This is a genomic window from Dactylosporangium sp. NPDC000244 (assembly GCF_040300725.1).
GTDB lineage: Bacteria > Actinomycetota > Actinomycetes > Mycobacteriales > Micromonosporaceae > Dactylosporangium.
Window position 1 is genome coordinate 163,081 of sequence record NZ_JBEPEH010000021.1, and the last position, 18,302, is coordinate 181,382.

Genomic DNA, 18,302 nt, shown 5'->3' on the forward strand with positions numbered 1-18,302 from the left:
CGGCCAATCTCACGCGCCCAGAGTCCGCGCCAGGTTCTCGATGCCGCCGCGGATCATCGCGCCGTACTCGTCCGGCGGCAGGTGGTGCGCGTTGGCCCGGGCGGCCTCCAGGTGCTCGCGGGCGGCCTCGACGTGGTGCAGGCGCCGGTGTACGTCACCCAGGTTCAGGTGCAGCGAGGGCAGGAAGCTGTTGCGCTGCTCGGCAGGGAGCCCGGCGGCCGCCTCCAGGGCGCGCTCGTCCCAGGCGAGCTCCGCCTCGGCGTCGTCCTGCCGGTCGGCCGCGTAGTGCGCGATGGCGCACCGGGGCAGGGCGTCCCCGGTCTCGTCCCAGAGGGCGGCCAGGGCGTCACGCGCCTCGGGCCGGTCGAGCTCCATCGCGGCGCCCACCCGGGCCATGATGTCGTCGCTCATGCGTGCTCCTTCGTCTTCGTCGGCATGGCCAGGGTCGTGAAGTCCGTGTCGTCGGCGGAGCGCACGACCACGGGGAGATCCGGCGCGGCGATCCGCAGCAGGACGTCGGGGCCGATGCTCGCGGCGATGGACGGGTACAGCGTCCGGAACTGGAACCGCAGCGCCATCGGGCCGCCGCTGACCTCCGCCGGGACGGCCGCGCCGCCGACGTGCAGCCCGCCGTCGACGGTGAGGTCGATGCCCGCGCCGGGGTCATCGGCGGGGTCTTCGCCGGGATCATCGCCGAGGGCGCGCAGCAGGGCCTCCCGCGGCGCGACGACGCGCACGACCGGCTCGGGCAGGCCGTTGAGGATGGCGCGGTACTCGGGAAACTCCCCCGGCATCGCCGGCAGCACCCGATCCCCGAGCCGGACCTCGCCGCCGCCGATGTGCAGCCGGACGGTGTCCTGGCCCGCGATCCACGGCCGCGCCTCCTCCAGCCGCGCGACGGCGACGATGGCCCGGGCCGGCGACGCCGAGCCGGACGCGCGCAGCGAGCGGATCGCGAGCCGGTACCGGTCGGTCGCCACCAGCCGCACCTCGCCCTCGGCCGCCTCGAACAGCACCCCGCCCAGCACCGGGAACTCCCCGCCCGCGGCCGCGGCCGGGCTCACCTGCCCGATCGCCTCCGCGAGCAGCGCCCCGCGCACCGCGAGCCCCCGCCCGCGCAGCAGCTCCCGGGTGGCCGCGACGGCCTCCTCCATCGCGCGCAGGTGCCGGGTGAGCAGCGCCTCGGCCTCGTCGGCGGGCCCGTCGAGCACCCGCCGCACGTCGACGAGCGGCAGGCCGGCCTCGCGCAGCCGCCGGATGAACAGCACGTCGTCGAGCTGGCCGAGCGAGTAGTACCGGTAGCCCGTGCCCGCGTCCACGAAAGCCGGGCGCACGAGCCCGCACTCGTCGTAGAAACGCAGCGCGCTCGTCGTCACGCCCGCGGCGCGCGCGAACGCCCCGATGCTCACCCGCTCTTCGTATTCCTCCACGCCCTTCATCCTGGGCCTTCAACCAACCCGAAGGTCAAGCGCGCTCCGCCGTGCGCGTCTACCGCCGCAGCTGCGCCAGTCCCGCGTCGATCATCGTGCCGGTGCGGGGGAAGTCGTACAGCATGCCGCGGTAGCGCTCCAGCGGGATCGCCAGGCTCGCGGCCGGCACCCCGCGGCTCGCCAGCACCTCCCCCGTCCAGGCGAGGAACCCGGTGAACAGCTCGGGGTCGTCGACGTAGACGGCCGCCGCGAGGAAGTCGACGATGTGCGCCAGGTCGGCCATGGTCGCGTCGAGCTGGGCGTCGGAGTAGTCGCGCATCGGCGGGAACCGGCGCTGCAGCTCGGCGGCCGCCTCGTCCACGAGGTCGCCGCGGCGCTTGAGCAGCGCGGTGTGCTCGTCGTCGGCGAGGTGGGCGAGGGAGCCGGCGGATTCGGTGCGCAGCGCGGCCGGGTCGTCCAGCAGGTCCGCGGCCCCGGTGGCGTCGGCGGCCCAGTGCGCGCCGATCGCCCGGGCCCAGCGGCCGTCCGGGCCGAAGCCGCGCCCGCCGACGATGAGCGGCACCTCGGCGCGCCGGCAGGCCTGCACCGCCCGGTGCGCGGCCTGCAGGCGCGGCGCCAGGGCGCAGCTGAGCGCGACGGCGTCGACGTCCTGCTGGTGCAGGTAGGACACCAGGTGCGCCACCGGCACGCTGGCCCCGAGGAACGTCACCTGCCAGCCGCGCAGCCGCAGCACCTCGGCGACGATCCGGGCGGGCAGCGCGTGCCACTCCCCGTCGAGGCAGGCGACGACGACCCGGCCCTTGCCGGTCGCGCGGGCGCCGTGGCCCAGCACGGCGACGACGCGCTCGCTGATGTGCGTGGCCGCGTGCTCCTGGGCGACGCTCCACTCGTTGCGCTGCCACCACTCGCCGACCTGCCGCTGGGCCGGCGCGACGAGCTCGAGCAGCACCCGCTCGGCGTCGGTGCCGGCGTCCACCAGCCCGCGGGCCACCGCGACGGCTCCCTCCTCGTCGGCCTCGGCGAGGCAGGCGAGGTAGTCGTCGTAGGGGCTCACGACACGGTCACCGTCGCGGCCTGGTGCACCGAGTGCAGGTGGCGCGGGGACGTGCGGACGGGCTCGGCGCGAACGGCGAACACCGCGATGTCGTCGTGCTCGCGGCCGCCGAGCCAGTCCATCGCGAGCTGCTCGACCCGCTCGGCCAGGGCCGGCGCCGGCATGGCGGCGCAGCCCGCGAGCGCGGTGGTGAGGCGGCGCAGCCCGTACATCTCGGCGCCCCGGTGCCCGCCCCGCGCCTCGGTGACGCCGTCGGTGAACAGCAGGCAGGTCTCGCCGGGCGCGAGGTGCAGGCTGCGCCGGCCGAAGACCGGCTCGTCGGTGACGCCGACGAGCATCCCGCGCAGGGCGACCGTCTCGACGGTGCCGTCGGCGCGCAGCACGAGCGGGGGCAGGTGCCCGCCGCCGGCCAGCGTGAGCCGGATCCCGCCGCCCGGGCGGGGCTGGGCGGTGCCGAGGACCATCGTGGCGAACCGGCCGTCGGAGACGCCCTCGAGCAGCATGTCGTTGAGCACGTGCAGGAGCCGCTGCGGGTCCTCCTCGATGCGGCGCAGCGCGCGGAGGCTGTGCCGGACCTGGCCGGTCAGCACGGCCGCGTCGACGCCCTTGCCCGACACGTCGCCGAGGAAGAACATGGCGCCGCCGGCGATCGGGTGCGCGCCGTAGAAGTCGCCGCCGATGTGCATCGTGGAGCGGGCCGGGCGGTAGGCGGTCCCCCAGTTCAGCCCGGCGACCGGGGCCGGCGGCTCGGGCAGCAGGCTCTCCTGCAGCGTCGCGGCGACCCGGGACTGGGCCGCGTAGAGCTGCGCGGCCTCCAGCGCGGCGCCGACGCGGGCCGCGAAGTCCTCCAGCAGGGCCAGATCGCCGACCTCGGTGACCACGAGCGCGGCGGCCGGGGCACCCGCGGCGAGGATCGGCACGACCCAGGCGGCCGGCGTCGCCTCGCCGCCGAGGAACGGGGTGCCGCCCGGCCACAGGAACGGCTGCGCGACCGGGTTGCCGTCGAGCGTGTCCTGCACGGCGGCCGGCAGCGCGGCCAGGGCCACCTGGTCCTGCCGCACCGGCGCCGAGCCGGCCGCGTGCCAGCAGCGGGCGCGGCCGCGGCGGGTGGGCAGCACGAGCAGCGCGGCCCCGGCGAGCGAGGACACCGCCAGCTCGACGGTGGCGCGGCAGACCCGGTCGGCGTTGAGCATGCCGCCGAGGCGCCGCGCGGTGGCGGCCAGGAAGGTCGCGTGGTCGTTTGCCTGTTCAGAGGCTCGATCGGAGGCTCGTTGGAGATACCACGCCACCTGTCCGGCACCGAGCTCGACCCGGCGTCCGCGCAGGTCGTCGGGCATCGATCCACCGACCGCCACCGCGGGCAGCCGGCGAGCCGCCGCGGGGTTGCGGTAGAGCACGATCCCGGCGTCGTCACACAGCAGGACGCCCTCGTCGAGATGGTCGAGAAGCTGGACCAGAGCGGGCGCGGCCGTGTCGGGCGCACCCAGCGGTGCGTTCATTGGTTGTCCAATCCGTGGCCGTCGCGTTCCCTGCGAGCCTACGCTCCTGGCCTTAGGCTGGCACGGCGGCGACCCTTTCGGTGCACAGGAGGCCCTCGCGATGACGATCAGCGACGAGCGCGACACCGCGACGCTGGAGATCACGGTGACCGGCTCGACCGGCGAGTCCGTGCTGGTCACCGTCGAGGGCGAGCTCGACTACGACACCGCCGGCGACCTGCGCGCGGCCCTGCTCGACGCACTGGGGCGCGATCCGGCGGCGGTCACGCTCGACCTGGCGGGGCTGCGTTTCCTGGACAGCAGCGGACTGGGCGTCATCGTGAGCGGATGGCAGCGGGCCCGCGCGGCCGGGGTGCACTACGTGGTTCGCCGCACACCGGTCGTGATCGCCGAGCAGTTCGAGATGACGGGCCTGTCGCAGGTCCTCACATTCGGCGACGAGCACGAGGCGGAAAGCGACGGATCGACCGCCGCCTGACGCGTGTCGCTCGATTGACAGCTCCCGGCGTGACCGGCGCCCTGCCGACCGCGTTTCCTGATGCGGCTCACGCACCCGCCTCGTCACGCACCACTGCCGACCGGCCCGCTCGCTGATCGCCGCGCGCACCTCCCCCAGCAGAGCCCGCCGCCGCGAGCAGCTTCGACGAGGCCCACCGGTGCGCGAGCGCTGCGGCAGTGGCGGATCGCCGAGCACACCGCATGCAGCGGCGGACGGCAGCGTTCCCTGCCGTCCGCCGCTGTGCCTGCGTGGTGCTAGTTGGTGACCGTGATCCGCACCGAGTCGAAGCTCGGGATCTCGTTCGCCTTCTGCATCATCGGGATGCGGTGCGAGCCGTCGCCGGCCCAGGAGGCGCACTGGGCGGTGCCGGTCGTCGGCATGCCCGTGATGTTGATGGTCACGACGTCGGGCTGGGCGCCGCCGCCGCGGTCCTCCGTCGCGACGAAGAACGCCGGCGCGACGGTCGGGTCCGGGGCGCTGCGCGTGTTGGCCAGCATGCGGCACGCGGTGTGGAAGTGGCCGCGGGTCAGGCCGTCCGGCGTGAGGAACGCGCTCTCGAGGTAGTAGCCGCCCGCCGCCGCGCCGAGGAAGCGGTCGCGGACCAGGTTGCGGGTGCTGATCTGGATCGTGAACGCCTGGCCGACCCGGACCCTCTGGGGTGCGCGGGTGATGAGCAGCGTCGGGTTCTTGTCCTGGCTGCTGACCTCGCCGAACGCGGTGCTCACGCAGCGCGGGGCGTCCTGGAAGCCGGTGTGCGCCGCGAGGCGGCTCTGGCTGCAGTCGTTGCCCAGCGTCTCCAGCGTGGTGCCGGTGCTGCTGCCGGCGGAGGGAGCGCCGGTCGAGCCGCCGCTGCCCTGGGTGGGCGGCGGGGTCGGGCAGTTCGGGTTGACGCGGCGCCACTGCGGCCGGCCGTTCACCTGGCCGTCGCCGATGTGGTTGGTGACCTGGTGGCCGTTCTGGTTGCCGCCGCTCACGTCGCCGGCGGTCTGGTCGGGCTTGGGGACGCTGCCCGCGGACGGGTCGGCGCCCTCGTCGGCGGCGGCCGCGGAGCTCGCGGACGGCTTCGGGGCGGCCTTCGAGGTGCCGCCGGCGGCGCCGGTCGCGGGGCCCTTGGCGGTGGCGGTCGGGCACGCCTTGGACCCGTTGTTGTTCTGGTTCGGCCGGCGGGTGGCCGCCTCGGAGATCTGGGTGACCGTGAGGCCCGCCACGAACGCGACCACCGCGGCGATGACGGTGACCGCTCGCTTGCCGCGGGCGTTCGGGGCCCGTTGCTCGTCCTCGGCCGGGCGCTCCGGCTCGTCGCCGTAAAAGCTCCTGCGCTGCATGACGGAACCTCTCTCAAATCTTTGTCCGGCGTGAGCCAACGTAGATTTCGTGATTGACCGCCGTCAACCATTGAAGAATAAACTAAGTCGATCTAAAGAAGTTCCACAGGTTGCCGCATCTGGGCAGGCAGGAGCGCATCTCCTTACCTATCTCGATGCGACAGATCAGCTCACGGTAACCATTTCCTCAGGCAATTCTTTTGCCCCTGGAACGGGTTTCCGGCGATTTTGCAGGACCACGCTGACGATGCAGATCACGCCGATTCCGAGCAGCGCGACCAGGCTCCACATCAGATATGACGGGCCGCCGGTTTCCGATTGCGGCTGCGGCTCGGCCTCGCCGTGCGCGGCCGTGTGCGCATTACCCTCGCCGGGCTTCAGCGTCAGCGCCGGGACCGTGAGGTTCGTCTGGGTGCCGTCGGAGTTGATGAGCACGACCCCGAACGCAAGTTTGTCGACGGCCGGCAGCGGGCCGATCGAGAGGTACAACTCGGTCGTCTTCCCGGGCGGGAGCGCCTTGTCGGGCATCGCGATCCACTTGATCGCGGTGGTGACCTCGGTGATCTGGTAGCCGTGCAGCGACGCGAGGGGCTTGTCGACCTTCACGTTCGTCATGGCGGGGGCCCAGTCGTCGACCGACAGCGGGTACACCTCGGCGATCGGGTTGTCCGCCGGCAGCCGCACGTCGATCGCCGTCACCGAGGCCGTCCGGCTCTCGTTCGTGATCCGCAGTGTCAGGTCGGCGCCGTCGCCCTGCACCGCCTCGGTCGGCGTGACGACCACGTCGGCCGCGGCCGGGGCCGCGATCCCGGCGAGGGCCAGGACACCGGCTCCGGCGATGACGGCGCGGACGGCCCACCGTTGCTTGTGCTCCACACCGGGTTGTTCGTAGCCAGGGCCCGGAGGGTTCAAACCGTTCCCAAGAAATTTTCAGTTTGCCGGCTTCTTGGCATCGACGCGGCTCAGGACGGTGCCCACCATCCGCCGCCAGTCGGTGGTGAACTCGGACCCGGTGGCGTGCTCCCCCACCCAATACACCGCGTAGCTCGCGACGACGATGGCATTGCCCTGCCCGACGACCGCCACCGCGACGTCGGCCGATCCCGGATAGGCGGCCTCGTACGCCTTGTGCCGCACGGTCACGAACCCCTTCCAGTTGCCGGAGACCAGCGGCTCGATCGTGCTCGTCTCGCTGTATCCGGCCTCGCTGGTGCTGTCGCGCGGCCCGGCGCTGCGCGAGGCGCTGGGCGGGCAGGCGTCCATCGTGTCCTGCAGCGACGCGAACGCCGCCTCCATCGCGGCCGCGTCCTTGTACACCAGCCCGAGCTGGTCGAACGCCTGCGCGCCCTTGTCGCCCTCGTCGGCCATCGACGCGGCGATCGAGCCGGTGGGCGAGCCGGGCACCGGCGGCCGCTTCGCGACTCCGGCACACAGCGGCGTGATGCTCGTCGTGGGCGGCGCCGACTCGGCCGGCCGCTTCCACGTCGGCCCGATGTCGCCGGGCTCGAGCACGCCGGCCTGCAGCATCGCGGTCGTATAGGTGGCGCCCCGCGGGTCGGGCCCGTCGCTCGTGCACCCCGCGAGCGCCATCGTCGCCGCGAAACTACCGGCCGTCACCATGCACAGCGCTTTCCTGGCCATCGACACGCCGCCCATCCTGACAGACCGTGGACGGACCGGAGTAGGCCTGGACCCACCCCGGCCGTACGGATCAGCGCCGCAGGTCGTGGCGGCGGTGCGTGACCTTCTCGACCAGCCCCGGCGGCAGCAGCCGGCGCAGCGGGAACACCAGCGGCGCGTTGCTGCCGACCGCGTAGTGCGCCTTCGGCCGCGCCGCCTCGATCGCCTTCACGATCGTCGCCGCCACCGGCCCGGCCGCGATCCCGGCCTGCTCGTTGCGGTCCAGCGCGGCCAGCATCCGCTCGAACTCCGCGCGGTGCGGCGAGGCCTCGGCGACGTACTTGGTGCGCCGCTGGCTGATCCCGGTGCTGATCGCCCCCGGCTCGACGGTCGTGAGCCACACGCCGAACGGCGAGTACTCGTGCCGCGCCCCGTCGCTGAAGCCCTTGAGCGCCGCCTTCGAGGCGACATACGACGATCGGTACGCCAGCGGGAACGACGCCAGCATCGAGCCGACCATCACCACGCGACCGTACCGGCGCTCCCGCATCCCCGGCAGGAGCAGCTGCGCGAGCCGGACCGGGCCGAGCACGTTGACCTGGAACAGCCGCCGCAGCGCGTCCATGGGCAGATCCTCGAACGGCCCGGACTGGCTCTCCCCCGCGTTGTTGACGAGCACGTCCACCGGACCGGCGGCCACCGCGAGCGCCTCGATGGACGCGTCGTCCTCGAGATCGAGCGCCAGGAACTCGATGCCGTCCGCGCGCAACCCGCCGGGCTCGCGGCTGGTGCCGAGCACCCGATATCCCCGCGCGGCCAGCGCCGCCGCGGTCGCCTTCCCGATCCCGGACGACGCCCCGGTGACGAGCGCGATGCGATCCATCGAAGCACCATACCGTCGCCGGGTGCGGGCGCGTGCGGCTAGCATGCGCAGGGTGATTCTGGCGCTGCTGCTCGACCTGGCCAACATCGCCGGGGGCTTTCTGCTCGCCATCGGACTCATCCGCCGCCTCCCCCGCGTCGGCGACGAGCTCGGGCGGTTCGCGGACCGCGCGGCGCCGCAGGGCTGGATCGTGGGGATCGTCGCGCTCGCCCTGGGCGCGGCCTACCTGCTCATGCACCTGCTCGCCGGACCGCGCGTGTTCCACTTCGAGATCGTCGGCATCGGGGTCGGGCTAGCGCTGCTGTGGGACCGCATCACGGGCCGCCGCGCGCCGGAGCCTGCCCCCACCCCCGACGGGCCGACGGGCCGGGCGCTGCTGCTGGCCGTCTTCGGCATCGTCGCCATCGTCGCCGGGCTCCAGGGGCTGTTCACGCCGGACTAGACCGGCCTTCCCGCGCGGCGGCGTAGGCGGCGTCGAGGCGCTCGAGCGGCCCCGGGCCGGGGCGCGGCTTCGGCGGGGCGCCCAGGTGGCGCTCCCGCAGCTCGTCCATGAGCTCCTCGACGAACGCCGGGCCCTCGTCGCGCATGAGCTGCTGGCGGGTGCGCAGCTCGTCGCTGCCCGCGCGCCAGTCGAGGCCCCAGTTGCCCAGGGCGTAGATGACCGGCAGCGTCTGGATGCCCGCCTCGGTGAGGCTGTAGCGGGCCCGCTGCCCCCGCGCCGCCGTGCCGCGGGTGAGGATGCCCGCCTCGACGAGCCGCACGAGGCGGTCGGCCAGGATGTTCGAGGCGATGCCCTCGATCGACCCGGTGAGCAGCGCCCGGAAGTAGCGACGGTCGCCGAAGATGACGTCGCGCAGCACGAGCAGCGCCCAGCGATCCCCGAGCACCTCGACGGCGGCGTTGATCGGACACCCGGACCGTGGTTCCACGACTCCTCCTTGACAGGTACTTCGCCCCCAATATAGTGGTTGCAGATCGCAACCACTAGAGGGACGAGGTGAGCCCGTGCTGAGACAGATCGCGGACGGTGTGCTGGTCCACGAGAGCGAGTTCTGCCAGAGCAACGCCGTGGTCGTGCACGGACACGACGGCGTGCTGCTCATCGACCCCGGGGTGCAGGACCACGAGATGGCCTGCCTCGCGGACGACCTGTCCCGGTCGGGCCGGACCGTCGCGGCCGGCTTCTCGACGCACCCGGACTGGGATCACCTGCTCTGGCACGCCCGGTTCGGCACGGCCCCGCGCTACGGCACGGCCCGCTGCGCGGCCGTCATCCGGGAGGAGCTGTCCGACCCGGAGGCGAAGGCCCGCATCGCCGAGCACCTGGAGCCGACGGGCATCGCCGAGCAGATCCCGCTGGACCTGCTCGGCGAGATCACCGCCCTGCCCGCCGAGACGGCGCGGATTCCCTGGGACGGCCCGCACGCCCGGATCATCGAGCATCAGGCGCACGCCCAGGGCCATGCGGCGCTGTGCATCGAGGAGCGCGGGGTGCTCGTCGCCGGCGACATGCTCTCCGACGTCCTGGTGCCGATGCTCGACGTGCACGGCACCGCCGACCCGATCGAGGAGTACCTCGCCGCGCTGGGGCTGCTGGAAAGCGTGGCCGGCGACGTCGACGTCTTCGTCCCCGGGCACGGGTCGGCCGGCGGGGCCGACGAGCTGCGCACCCGGATCGAGCGGGACCGGGCGTACGTGCGCGCCCTGCGCGAGGGCCGCGACCCCGGCGACCCGCGGGTCGGCCCGTCGGCCAAGCCCGGCTGGGAATGGGTGAGCGACGTGCACAACGGCCAGGTGCAGCGCCTCGCCGAGCGATACGAACGCGAGCAGGCGCAGGGCCAGTCGTGGGCTAGTCGGCCCAGATCGTGACCGTGAACATGATCGGCCCGCCCGCGGCGGGTGGCGCGGCGGTCACGGTGCCACCGATCACCCGGCCGGGGCGCAGCGCGCAGAACGTCTGCCCGGCCTGGATCGGAATGCGGACGGTGGCAAGCGTCGCCGCCTTGCAGCCCTGGTACGTCGGCGCCGCGCCGCCCGCCGGCGTGTACGCCCGCACCGCCACGCCCACCGGGTCCAGCGATCCGAAGTCGCCGTCCACGCACAGGTCCCCGGACTCGCAGTCCTTGTCGATCTGGATGCCGCCGTCGCCGAGCAGCACCGAGCCCGTGGTCATCGTCACCGGGTACGCCCCGACCTGCGCCCCGGCCGGCGGGCCGCTCGGCGGCGGCGCGGCCACCACCGGGGAGCCGGGCGGGTCGGCCCACACCGTCGCGGTGAACGCGACCGCACTGCCGGCGACGCGCGGCGAGGACGTGATCGCCACCCCGACCGCCCGGCCGGGCTTGAGCACGCAGAAGGTCTGCCCCACGGCGATCGGCACACGCGCGGCGAGCACGGTCGCCGCCTTGCACCCCAGGTACGTCGGCGGCGCGTGATCCGCCAGGACGTACTGCCGCACCTGCGGGCCCACCGGGACGAAGGACGACGAGTCCGGGTCGAGGCAGATGTCGCCGGACGAGCACGGCTGGACGAACTGCGCATGGTCCGGGGCGGCGTCGTCCAGCGGCACCGAGCCGCCGTTCACGGTCACCGGGTACGACGCGAGCTGCGTCCCGGCCGGCTCCCCGCCGGAGGTGGCCGAGTCCGCGACCGGCGGCGGCCGCGACGGCGCGACGGCCGGCTCCCCCGTGGTGCGCAACGCCGGGGCGACGACGAGCGCCAGCACCACGGCGACGGCGACGACGCCGGCCACGACGCCGCCGGCGAGCAGATCGAGCCGGTCCCGATCGCTGGACGGCTGACCGGCCGCGGGGTCCTGAGGATCCGACACGCCCGAACGCTATCGATGCCGCTGCCGGAATGGTCCCGGCCTTGCGCCAGACCCGGCGACCCGAACGCCGGAGCGCTGCTCGATAGATCGGCGGCCCGCGCTCTTGACCTCAACTGAGGTTGAGGTTTTACGGTGGGAACAGTGAACAGTGACGTGGTGGCCGGGTTCAAGGCCGCGTTCCGGGGCTACCCGACCGGGGTCGCGATCATCTCCGTCGCCGGCCCCGACGGGCCGGCCGGGCTGACCGCGTCCAGCGTCGCCTCGGTCTCCCTCGCCCCGCCCGCGCTGTCGTTCTCGGTCATGGACTCGCCGTCCGCGCTCGTCATCGTCAACGCCCCCAGCCTCGTCGTGAACCTCCTCGGGGCCGGGCACGCCGACCTCGCGCACGACTTCGCCCGCTCCGGCGGCCCCCGCTTCACGCCCGGCCAGGGCTGGATGACGCTGCCGACGGGCGAGCCGGCGCTGCGCGACGCGCAGGCCGTGATGCGGTGCGTGCCCCTGCACCGGGTGGCCGTCGGCGCGTCGACGGTCGTGGTCGCGGAGGTCACGAGCGTGCTCACGGGCGCCGAGGACGCCCGCCTCATCTACCACGGGCGCATGTTCCACGTGTTCCACCACTCAGGGGGACCACAGCCCCAGTAGGCGATGATGGCCGGGTGCGAGTCGCAATCATGGCGATCGGCAGCCGGGGGGACGTGGCCCCCTACACCGGCCTCGGCGTCAGGCTCCAGCAGGCCGGTCACGAGGTCACCATCGCCACCCACGCCGCCTTCGAGCCGCTCGTGCGCGGGCACGGCCTGCGCTTCCACCTGCTGCCGATGGACGCCCAGGAGCAGCTGCGCACCCGCTTCGCCGACCGCGGCCTGGTGCGCATGACGATGGCCGTGAACCAGGTCGTCGCCGAGCACGCCCGCCCGCTGGCCACGGCGATGCTGGCCGCCGCCCGCGAGGCCGACGCGCTGCTGGTGACGCCGACGAGCTGGTTCGGCGTCGTGATCGCGGAGGGTCTGGGCATTCCCAGCATCGGGGTGTACCTGCAGCCGCTCACCCCGACGCGCGAGTTCCCGCCCCCGGCCCTCACCAAGCGCGACCTGGGCGGCTGGGCCAACCACCGCCTCGCCACGCTGCTGCTCACCGCGGGCCAGCGCCCGTTCCGCAGCGTGGTCGCCGAGCTGCGCCGGGAACTCGGCCTGCCCGAGACGACCCCCTCGGCCTGGCTGCGCTCCCAGGAGGCGAAGCACTGGCCCATCCTGTACGGCTACAGCCCCATCGTCGTGCCCACCCCGAAGGACTGGCCAGCCTGGTACCGCCCGGTCGGCTACTGGTGGCCGGCTCCCGAGCCCGACTTCGCGCCCGCCCCCGAGCTCGAGGACTTCCTGGCCGCGGGCCCGCCACCGGTGTACATCGGCTTCGGCAGCATGCCCGTCCCCGACCGCGACCGGCTCTCGTCCGCGGTCGCGGCGGCGGTGCGAAAGGCGGGCGTCCGCGCGGTCGTGAGCGCCGGCTGGTCGGGCCTGACCGTCGACGCCGACGACGTCCTGGCCGTCGGCGAGGTGCCGCACGAGTGGCTGTTCCCGCGCGTGGCGGCCGTCGTCCACCACGCGGGCGCGGGCACCACCGCCGCGGGCCTGCGCGCGGGCGTGCCGCACGTGCCGGTCCCGGTGATGGTCGACCAGCCGTTCTGGGCGCAACGGCTCCGGCTGCTGGGCGTGACCCCGGGCCCGATCCCGATCCGCCGCCTGACCGCCGGCCGCCTGGCCGAGGCCCTGACGGCCGCCGTGACCGACCCGGTGTACCGCCGGCGAGCGGAGGCCCTGGCCGCCCGGCTGTCCGAAGAGGACGGTGCCGGAGCCGTGCTGCGCGCGCTCGAACGCATCACCGCCGCCACCGCCTGACCTTCCGCCGGACCCGGGTCGTCGCCGCGAGCGCGACGGCCCCGGCGAGCAGTGCGAGGCCCGCGGTGGACAGCAGCCGGATGACGACGAGGAGGTACGCGCCCCAGATCGCGTCGGGCTGGGGCGGGATGAGCGCGACGGTGGTGAGCGCGGTCCCGGGCAGCAGCAGCGCGACGCCCGCCCACCCCGCGACCCGGGCCGGCGTGGGCCCGCCCGCGAACCGCCGCCCGCCGGCCCACCCGACGGCCAGCCCGGCGAGATACCCGGCCAGCGCCAGCGGCCCGACGCGGCCGGGCCGGGTCCGCCCGAGCTCGAGCACGACCGAGCCGTCGGTCCACGGGTACACCTCGAGCGTCCACGCCCCCTTGCGCGCGACGACGTCCCCGGTGACCTTCCACCCGCCGGACGCGAGCGCGTCGCCGATCGTGCGCACGAGGGTGCCGGGGTCGTCCCCGCCGGGCGTGGTGAGCCAGACGGCCCCGCCGATGTATCCGGTGTCGCCCACGAGCCACGTCCACGGCCCGCCGGGGTGCTCGTAGCCGAACAGCTCCGGCATCCGCCCGGCGACCGTCACGGAGGCCGCGGTTCCGTCGGCGTCGACCGGTACCGCCGGCGCCACCATCGCCACGGCCGCGTCGTCATCGGGCAGGTCGGGCGCGCCGACCCAGCCGAGCACGGCCCCGAACCCGGCGCCGAGCGCCGCGAGGGTGAACGCCACGACGATCGCCGCGAGGACAGGGCGCAGGCGAGCGGGGACGGTGACGAGGTCAGCCTGAACTACGGCGGCCATCCGGGTGGATCCTTCCGCGGGACACGACCCCCCGCGTCCGATGCCGACTCTAGCGCCGGACGCGGGGGGCGTGCGCGTCAGGTGGTCAGCCGGAAGTAGTCCAGGTTGAAGCCGCCCGTCTCGCAGTGCACGGTGACGAGCTGGTCGCCCGCCGGGAGGGTGACCGTCGTGTGGACGGACTGATAGTTCGCCCACCCGCCCGTGTCCGGCACCGAGACCGTCGACAGGACCTGGTCGTTGGCGTCGCGGAAGGTGATCGCGTCCGTCGCCGCCGCGCCGGAGCCGTTCGCCACGCGCAGTTCCAGGTCGTACGTCCCGGGCTGGGCCACCGCCAGGCGGTACTGCAGCCAATTGCCGGCCGCCGTCCACCCCACGTTCTTCCCGCCGCTCGCGGAGGGGTTGTTCTCCACGAAGTTCGCGCCGCCGTCGGTCCAGCCGTGCTCGGCGACGTACGCCTCCGCCTCGACCTTCTCCCCGATCGGCGCCCCGTGCGGGTTGACCGTCACGTGCACGGACACCTGGGAGCTCGCGGCGCCGTCGGTCGCCCGGAACGTCAGGTTCAGGGTGCCCGCCGTCGTCGGGTGCAGGCTCACGGTGCCGGTCGCGGCGTCCACGGTCACGCCGTCGGGCAGGTCGACCGCGTAGAACGCGAGCGCGTCCCGGTCGCGATCGGTGGCCCGCAGCCGGAAGGTGGTCGTCGTGTACTGGTCCGCGAGCACGTCCGGCACCGCGGAGAGCACCGGCGCGTGGTTGCCGCGCGCAGAGGGCACCTCGGCGCGCCAGCGGAACGTCGCGTACGCGCCCGCGGGCACGGTCTCGACGAACTGCCGGCCGGCGAGCACGACGCGGACCTTGCGCGCCGTGGTGTTCGCGTTGCCGACGACCGCCACGAAGTCGTCGCCGTCGCGGTACACCACGTTGCCGATCCCGTTCGCCGTGGCGCTGGACTCGACGCGGGTGTGCCGCGGGGTGAGGTACTTCGCGAACTGCCCCATGGCGTAGAGCTCGTCGCGGACCGTGAACGTGCGGGACGCGGTGTCGACCTTCACCAGGCGGTCGGGCCACTTGGTGGTGGCCGCGATCTGGTCCCAGTCGACGTTGTTGTCGCGCAGCGGCGTCCAGTGCAGGGTGCCGCCGTCCTGGTCGGTCGCCTGCGCCCACATCACGTAGGAGCTCGCGTCGAGCCGGAAGTAGCTCAGGATCGTGGCCGGCGAGAGGTCGCTGGTCTCGGTCATGTGCACCGGCTTGCCGGTCTGCTCGTAGGCGTCCCGCATCACCGTGGGGTCGCCCCAGTACGGGTGGAAGGCGATCGCGTCCGCGGCCTTGCGCGCGGCCGGGTCGTTCAGGATGCGGTAGTAGTTCTTGGTCTCGGTGCTGCCGGGGTCCTTCCAGTCCCAGAAGTTGAAGTCGTGGACGTACACGTCGACGTCCCGCGGAAGGTACCTGCGCATGGCGACCGCGAGCTTCTGCTGCTGCTCGACGCTGATGTCCATGGCCGGGTACACCACGTCCATCCCGGGCTCGTTGAGCAGCGTGAGCGCGTCGACGCGGATGCCCTTGCGCGCGTAGGCCTCCACGTACTTGGCGTAGTAGCGGGCGAAGACGTCGATGCAGTCGTCGCGCAGCTTGCCGACCTGGTAGTAGTCGGTGGTGCTGCCCGGCCTCAGCGCGACCTCGCCGAGGAACCTGTTGTTGGTCTTCATCCACGCGGGCGCGCTCCAGGCCGAGGCGAAGAACGTGGCCCGGGGGTTGTACTTCTGGATCAGCTTGATGGTGTCGACGATGTGCAGGTCGATGTCGCGCTGGATGGAGAAGTACCTGAGCCCGAAGTCGTCCGTGACCCCGGCGGGCAGGTCGTCCTCGGACCAGAACGGCAGGTGCTCGATGAGGTCGGGGCTGCCGATGGTGAGCCGGAAGCGGCTGAGCCCGGCCCCGGTGCGCGGGTCGGCGAGCAGCCGCACGGCGTCCTCGCGCTGCTGCGGGGTGAGCTTCCACAGGTTCGAGACGCTGGTCTCGTCCAGGGAGAAGCCGATGCCGCTGTACCGCTGCCGGACCTGGCTCGGGTCGACCACCACGGTCGCGTCGGCGGCGACGGACGCGTTGTCGCCCACCTTGACCGCCGGCAGCGGTTTCCACGCCTGCCCGGCCCCGGCCGAGTACGTTCCCGTGACGGTCTCGGCCCGATGCGCCGGGGCCGCGGTTGCGGGCGCGGCCCCGACGGTCAGGGCGAGCAACGCCGTCGAGGTGACGGTCATGATGCGTCGCATGATGTCCTTTCCGGTCACGGCCCCGAGACCAGGTACTCGACCTGGTGGCCCGAGTTCACCGCGGCACCGGTGTTGTTGATGACGTGCGAGATGGTGCCGGTGCCGCCCAGCGAGACGGTCACCATGTCGTGGAACTTGACGCCCGCCTTGACCGGCACCTCGAACGCGTGCGCGGCGACGACGCCGGGGTTGACGTTGAAGTAGCAGTAGCTGCCCAGGCCCCACGCCTCGTGGTTGGTGACCGAGTCGGCGACCTTGTAGGCGGCCCAGCCCTGGGTGCTGCCGTTCATGAAGGCGGCCTGGTTCGGCGGGTCGTACGGCATCTCGTTCTGGTAGAAGTACGTGCGGCCGTTGTTGCCGTTCCAGATGGTCTGGTACTGCTGGTAGTGCTCGACGAAGAGGCCGTAGAACGTCACGTTGTTGCCGTTGACGATCAGCCCGTTCTGGGCGGTGTTCGTGGTCCAGCCGACGCCGGAGCCGTGGTCGGCGCGCCAGATCCACGAGTGGTCGCCGATCACGTCGTTGCTGTTGATCCGCAGGCTCACGGTCGCCTTGCCGACGCCGGCGCCGCCGATGCGGAAGAACACGTCGGACAGGCTCGTCGGGTTGGCCGCGTGGCTCGCGGTCGAGCCGGACGGGCCGATCTCGGCGAGCACGGGCGAGTTGGTGGTGCCGGCGTCGAAGAGCAGGCCGGCGAGCTTGATGCCGTCGACGTCGGCGGTCGTCAGCGCGGTGATCCCGCCGTCGGGCACGAGGGTGGCCAGGCCGAGGCCGAGGATCACGGTGTCGGCGCGGGTCACGTTCAGGGTCTGGTTGAGGTGGTACACGCCCGGGGTGACGAGCAGGTTCTTGCCCGCGGCGAGGGCGGCGTTCATGGTCGCGGCGGTGTCGCCGGGCTTGATGACCTGGAACTGGCTGATCGGCAGGCTGGTCCCGGCCGGGTTGCCGTTCGCCCAGCTGACGCCGGAGGAGTTGGTGCGCAGCGCGGGGACGAACACCTGGTAGGCGCCGGCGCTGTCGACGTACAGGAACGGCTTCTCGCGCACGACCGGGGTGGTGCCCACGGTGGTGTAGGGCGGGTTCGGGAAGCTGTTGCCGGGCGCGCCGGTGGCCCCGACGAAGACCTGGTTCCAGTTGGAGCCGTTCCAGCTGCCCATCGCCGAGTTGCGGGTCAGCCACTGCTGCTGGGTGCCGGACTGGATCTGCCCGTCGATCTTGGAGTCGGCGATGAAGCCGCCGGAGGACCAGCCGCCGTCGGACAGGGCGAGGTTGCCGCGGACGTGCATGCGGCGGTACGGGGCCGCCTGCGACACCGCCCAGCGGTCCAGGCCGCCGTTCGGGGTGACGGAGAGGTTCTCGGCCGAGCGCCAGAAGTTCTGGGTCGCGTTCTGCGAGCCGTCCGGCCACCAGTCGGCCTCGGCGTGCACGGCGCCGTTGATGACCACGGCGTCCGGGGTGAGGCCGAGCCCGGCGACCTGGGTGTAGAACCCGACGTTGGCATCGACGTTGTACGTGCCCGGCTTGAACAGCAGCGCGTAGCGCTGGCTGCCGAACTGGTTGCTCACCTGGCCGTTGAACACGGAGTTGAGCTTGTTCTGGATGGTGGCCTGGGACATCGACGGGTCGAAGACCGTGACGTTCGGGCCGAGGTCGGGGTTGTTCGGGTTGTTGGGCACGCCGGTGGCGGTCGCGGTCGGCTGGCTCGTCCCTCCGGTGAAGTTCCACTTCTGGTTGGCGCCGCCGCCGCAGGTCCAGATCTGCAGCTTGGCCCCGTCGGCGAGGTTGTTGTCCTTGATGTCCAGGCACTTGCCGGACTTGGTGTTGATCAGGTCGTGGGCGGCGTTGAGCGACCACTTCTGGCTGGCGACCGAGTCGTAGCAGGTCCACAGGTGCACGACGGCGCCGTCGTTGGTGGCGCCGTTGACGACGTCGAGGCACTTGCCGAGGCCCTGGACCGAGCCGTTGTCGGCGAGCGTCCAGGTCTGGTTCGCGCTGCCGGCGTAGCACGTCCACATCTGCGGCTGGTTGCCGTCGGCGGTGGAGCCGTTGGTGACGTCGAGGCACTTGCCGTTGGCGGAGCTGGTGATCTGGCCGGTGCTGGCGGCGGAGGCGGTGGTCATGGCGATGGCGCCGACGGTGGCCACGGTCGCGGTGGTGATCGCGGCCGCGAGCAGCATCGAGCGCCGCACTCGTCTTGGTGCGTGCATGGC

The 18,302-nt window shown here is 73.1% G+C and carries 18 protein-coding genes; 5 read left to right on the plus strand and 13 right to left on the minus strand.

Annotated features, from left to right (window positions below; genetic code table 11):
* Window positions 1-9: 9 nt before the first annotated feature.
* From ABT369_RS29095 to ABT369_RS29110, 4 genes are read right to left on the minus strand one after another with little or no spacing between them, the layout of a single operon-like run.
* On the minus strand, window positions 10-411 hold the full coding sequence (locus ABT369_RS29095; RefSeq protein ID WP_350616669.1) for a hypothetical protein: 402 nt from the start codon (window positions 409-411) through the stop codon (window positions 10-12).
* Entirely contained in the window at window positions 408-1,439 is a 1,032-nt protein-coding gene (locus ABT369_RS29100; RefSeq protein ID WP_350616671.1) for a DNA polymerase III subunit beta family protein, read from the minus strand. Before ABT369_RS29100 ends, ABT369_RS29095 begins: the two co-directional genes overlap by 4 nt.
* Before the next feature lie 49 nt (window positions 1,440-1,488).
* Window positions 1,489-2,484 (minus strand): cobalamin B12-binding domain-containing protein, encoded by a 996-nt coding sequence (locus ABT369_RS29105; protein ID WP_350616672.1) that lies wholly within the window; start codon window positions 2,482-2,484, stop codon window positions 1,489-1,491.
* Window positions 2,481-3,983: a PP2C family protein-serine/threonine phosphatase gene (locus ABT369_RS29110; RefSeq protein ID WP_350616674.1), complete on the minus strand. Its 1,503-nt coding sequence runs from the start codon at window positions 3,981-3,983 to the stop codon at window positions 2,481-2,483. The genes ABT369_RS29105 and ABT369_RS29110 overlap by 4 nt, the downstream gene beginning before the upstream one ends.
* 100 nt (window positions 3,984-4,083) lie before the next feature.
* Here ABT369_RS29110 and ABT369_RS29115 point away from each other — a divergent pair, with 100 nt between their 5' ends.
* A complete protein-coding gene (locus ABT369_RS29115) occupies window positions 4,084-4,461 on the plus strand; it encodes an STAS domain-containing protein (protein WP_350616675.1) in 378 nt (125 codons plus the stop codon).
* Between the two features lie 275 nt (window positions 4,462-4,736).
* On the opposite strand, the gene ABT369_RS29120 is transcribed toward ABT369_RS29115, so the two are convergent.
* The 4 genes from ABT369_RS29120 to ABT369_RS29135 all read right to left on the minus strand — a co-directional run bounded on the left by ABT369_RS29120 (window position 4,737) and on the right by ABT369_RS29135 (window position 8,310).
* On the minus strand, window positions 4,737-5,807 hold the full coding sequence (locus ABT369_RS29120) for a Pecanex-like protein 1 (RefSeq protein WP_350616677.1): 1,071 nt from the start codon (window positions 5,805-5,807) through the stop codon (window positions 4,737-4,739).
* Window positions 5,808-5,972: 165 nt separating this feature from the next.
* Window positions 5,973-6,683: a DUF1775 domain-containing protein gene (locus tag ABT369_RS29125; protein WP_350616679.1), complete on the minus strand. Its 711-nt coding sequence runs from the start codon at window positions 6,681-6,683 to the stop codon at window positions 5,973-5,975.
* Between the two features lie 54 nt (window positions 6,684-6,737).
* Complete coding sequence (locus ABT369_RS29130; protein WP_350616681.1) at window positions 6,738-7,454, minus strand: hypothetical protein; 717 nt, start codon at window positions 7,452-7,454, stop codon at window positions 6,738-6,740.
* A gap of 64 nt (window positions 7,455-7,518) precedes the next feature.
* Window positions 7,519-8,310, minus strand: coding sequence for an SDR family oxidoreductase (locus tag ABT369_RS29135; protein WP_350616682.1), 792 nt, complete (start codon window positions 8,308-8,310; stop codon window positions 7,519-7,521).
* 52 nt (window positions 8,311-8,362) lie between these two features.
* Between ABT369_RS29135 and ABT369_RS29140 the strand changes: the two genes are divergently transcribed.
* Window positions 8,363-8,752, plus strand: a complete 390-nt coding sequence (locus tag ABT369_RS29140; RefSeq protein WP_350616683.1) for a hypothetical protein — start codon at window positions 8,363-8,365, stop codon at window positions 8,750-8,752.
* Here ABT369_RS29140 and ABT369_RS29145 read toward each other — a convergent pair.
* Complete coding sequence (locus tag ABT369_RS29145; protein ID WP_350616686.1) at window positions 8,739-9,239, minus strand: winged helix-turn-helix transcriptional regulator; 501 nt, start codon at window positions 9,237-9,239, stop codon at window positions 8,739-8,741. The two genes, ABT369_RS29140 and ABT369_RS29145, sit on opposite strands and share 14 nt — an antisense overlap.
* Window positions 9,240-9,315: 76 nt before the next feature.
* Between ABT369_RS29145 and ABT369_RS29150 the strand changes: the two genes are divergently transcribed.
* Entirely contained in the window at window positions 9,316-10,179 is an 864-nt protein-coding gene (locus tag ABT369_RS29150; protein WP_350616688.1) for an MBL fold metallo-hydrolase, read from the plus strand.
* Here ABT369_RS29150 and ABT369_RS29155 read toward each other — a convergent pair.
* A complete protein-coding gene (locus tag ABT369_RS29155) occupies window positions 10,160-11,140 on the minus strand; it encodes a hypothetical protein (protein WP_350616690.1) in 981 nt (326 codons plus the stop codon). The two genes, ABT369_RS29150 and ABT369_RS29155, sit on opposite strands and share 20 nt — an antisense overlap.
* A gap of 141 nt (window positions 11,141-11,281) precedes the next feature.
* On the opposite strand from ABT369_RS29155, the gene ABT369_RS29160 reads away from it, so the two are divergent.
* Entirely contained in the window at window positions 11,282-11,782 is a 501-nt protein-coding gene (locus tag ABT369_RS29160; RefSeq protein WP_350616691.1) for a flavin reductase family protein, read from the plus strand.
* Between the two features lie 14 nt (window positions 11,783-11,796).
* A complete protein-coding gene (locus ABT369_RS29165; protein WP_350616692.1) occupies window positions 11,797-13,035 on the plus strand; it encodes a glycosyltransferase in 1,239 nt (412 codons plus the stop codon).
* On the opposite strand, the gene ABT369_RS29170 is transcribed toward ABT369_RS29165, so the two are convergent.
* The 3 genes from ABT369_RS29170 to ABT369_RS29180 form a co-directional block, all read right to left on the minus strand.
* A complete protein-coding gene (locus tag ABT369_RS29170; RefSeq protein ID WP_350616694.1) occupies window positions 13,016-13,825 on the minus strand; it encodes a hypothetical protein in 810 nt (269 codons plus the stop codon). The genes ABT369_RS29165 and ABT369_RS29170 overlap by 20 nt on opposite strands.
* A gap of 77 nt (window positions 13,826-13,902) precedes the next feature.
* Window positions 13,903-16,092: a carbohydrate-binding protein gene (locus tag ABT369_RS29175; protein ID WP_350616696.1), complete on the minus strand. Its 2,190-nt coding sequence runs from the start codon at window positions 16,090-16,092 to the stop codon at window positions 13,903-13,905.
* Window positions 16,093-16,106: 14 nt separating this feature from the next.
* The gene (locus ABT369_RS29180; protein ID WP_502891837.1) at window positions 16,107-18,299 is read right to left on the minus strand and encodes a pectate lyase-like domain-containing protein; all 2,193 of its coding nucleotides are present in this window, start codon (window positions 18,297-18,299) and stop codon (window positions 16,107-16,109) included.
* Between the last annotated feature and the right edge of the window lie 3 nt (window positions 18,300-18,302).

Excerpts from the sequence above, each read along its gene's own strand:
- ABT369_RS29135 (WP_350616682.1), bottom strand. The coding sequence starts at position 8,310 with ATGGATCGCATCGCGCTCGTCACCGGGGCGTCGTCCGGGATCGGGAAG.
- ABT369_RS29180 (WP_502891837.1), bottom strand. The coding sequence starts at position 18,299 with ATGCACGCACCAAGACGAGTGCGGCGCTCGATGCTGCTCGCGGCCGCG.
- ABT369_RS29170 (WP_350616694.1), bottom strand. The coding sequence starts at position 13,825 with ATGGCCGCCGTAGTTCAGGCTGACCTCGTCACCGTCCCCGCTCGCCTG.
- ABT369_RS29095 (WP_350616669.1), bottom strand. The coding sequence starts at position 411 with ATGAGCGACGACATCATGGCCCGGGTGGGCGCCGCGATGGAGCTCGAC.
- ABT369_RS29175 (WP_350616696.1), bottom strand. The coding sequence starts at position 16,092 with ATGCGACGCATCATGACCGTCACCTCGACGGCGTTGCTCGCCCTGACC.
- ABT369_RS29100 (WP_350616671.1), bottom strand. The coding sequence starts at position 1,439 with ATGAAGGGCGTGGAGGAATACGAAGAGCGGGTGAGCATCGGGGCGTTC.
- ABT369_RS29110 (WP_350616674.1), bottom strand. The coding sequence starts at position 3,983 with ATGAACGCACCGCTGGGTGCGCCCGACACGGCCGCGCCCGCTCTGGTC.
- ABT369_RS29120 (WP_350616677.1), bottom strand. The coding sequence starts at position 5,807 with ATGCAGCGCAGGAGCTTTTACGGCGACGAGCCGGAGCGCCCGGCCGAG.
- ABT369_RS29115 (WP_350616675.1), top strand. The coding sequence starts at position 4,084 with ATGACGATCAGCGACGAGCGCGACACCGCGACGCTGGAGATCACGGTG.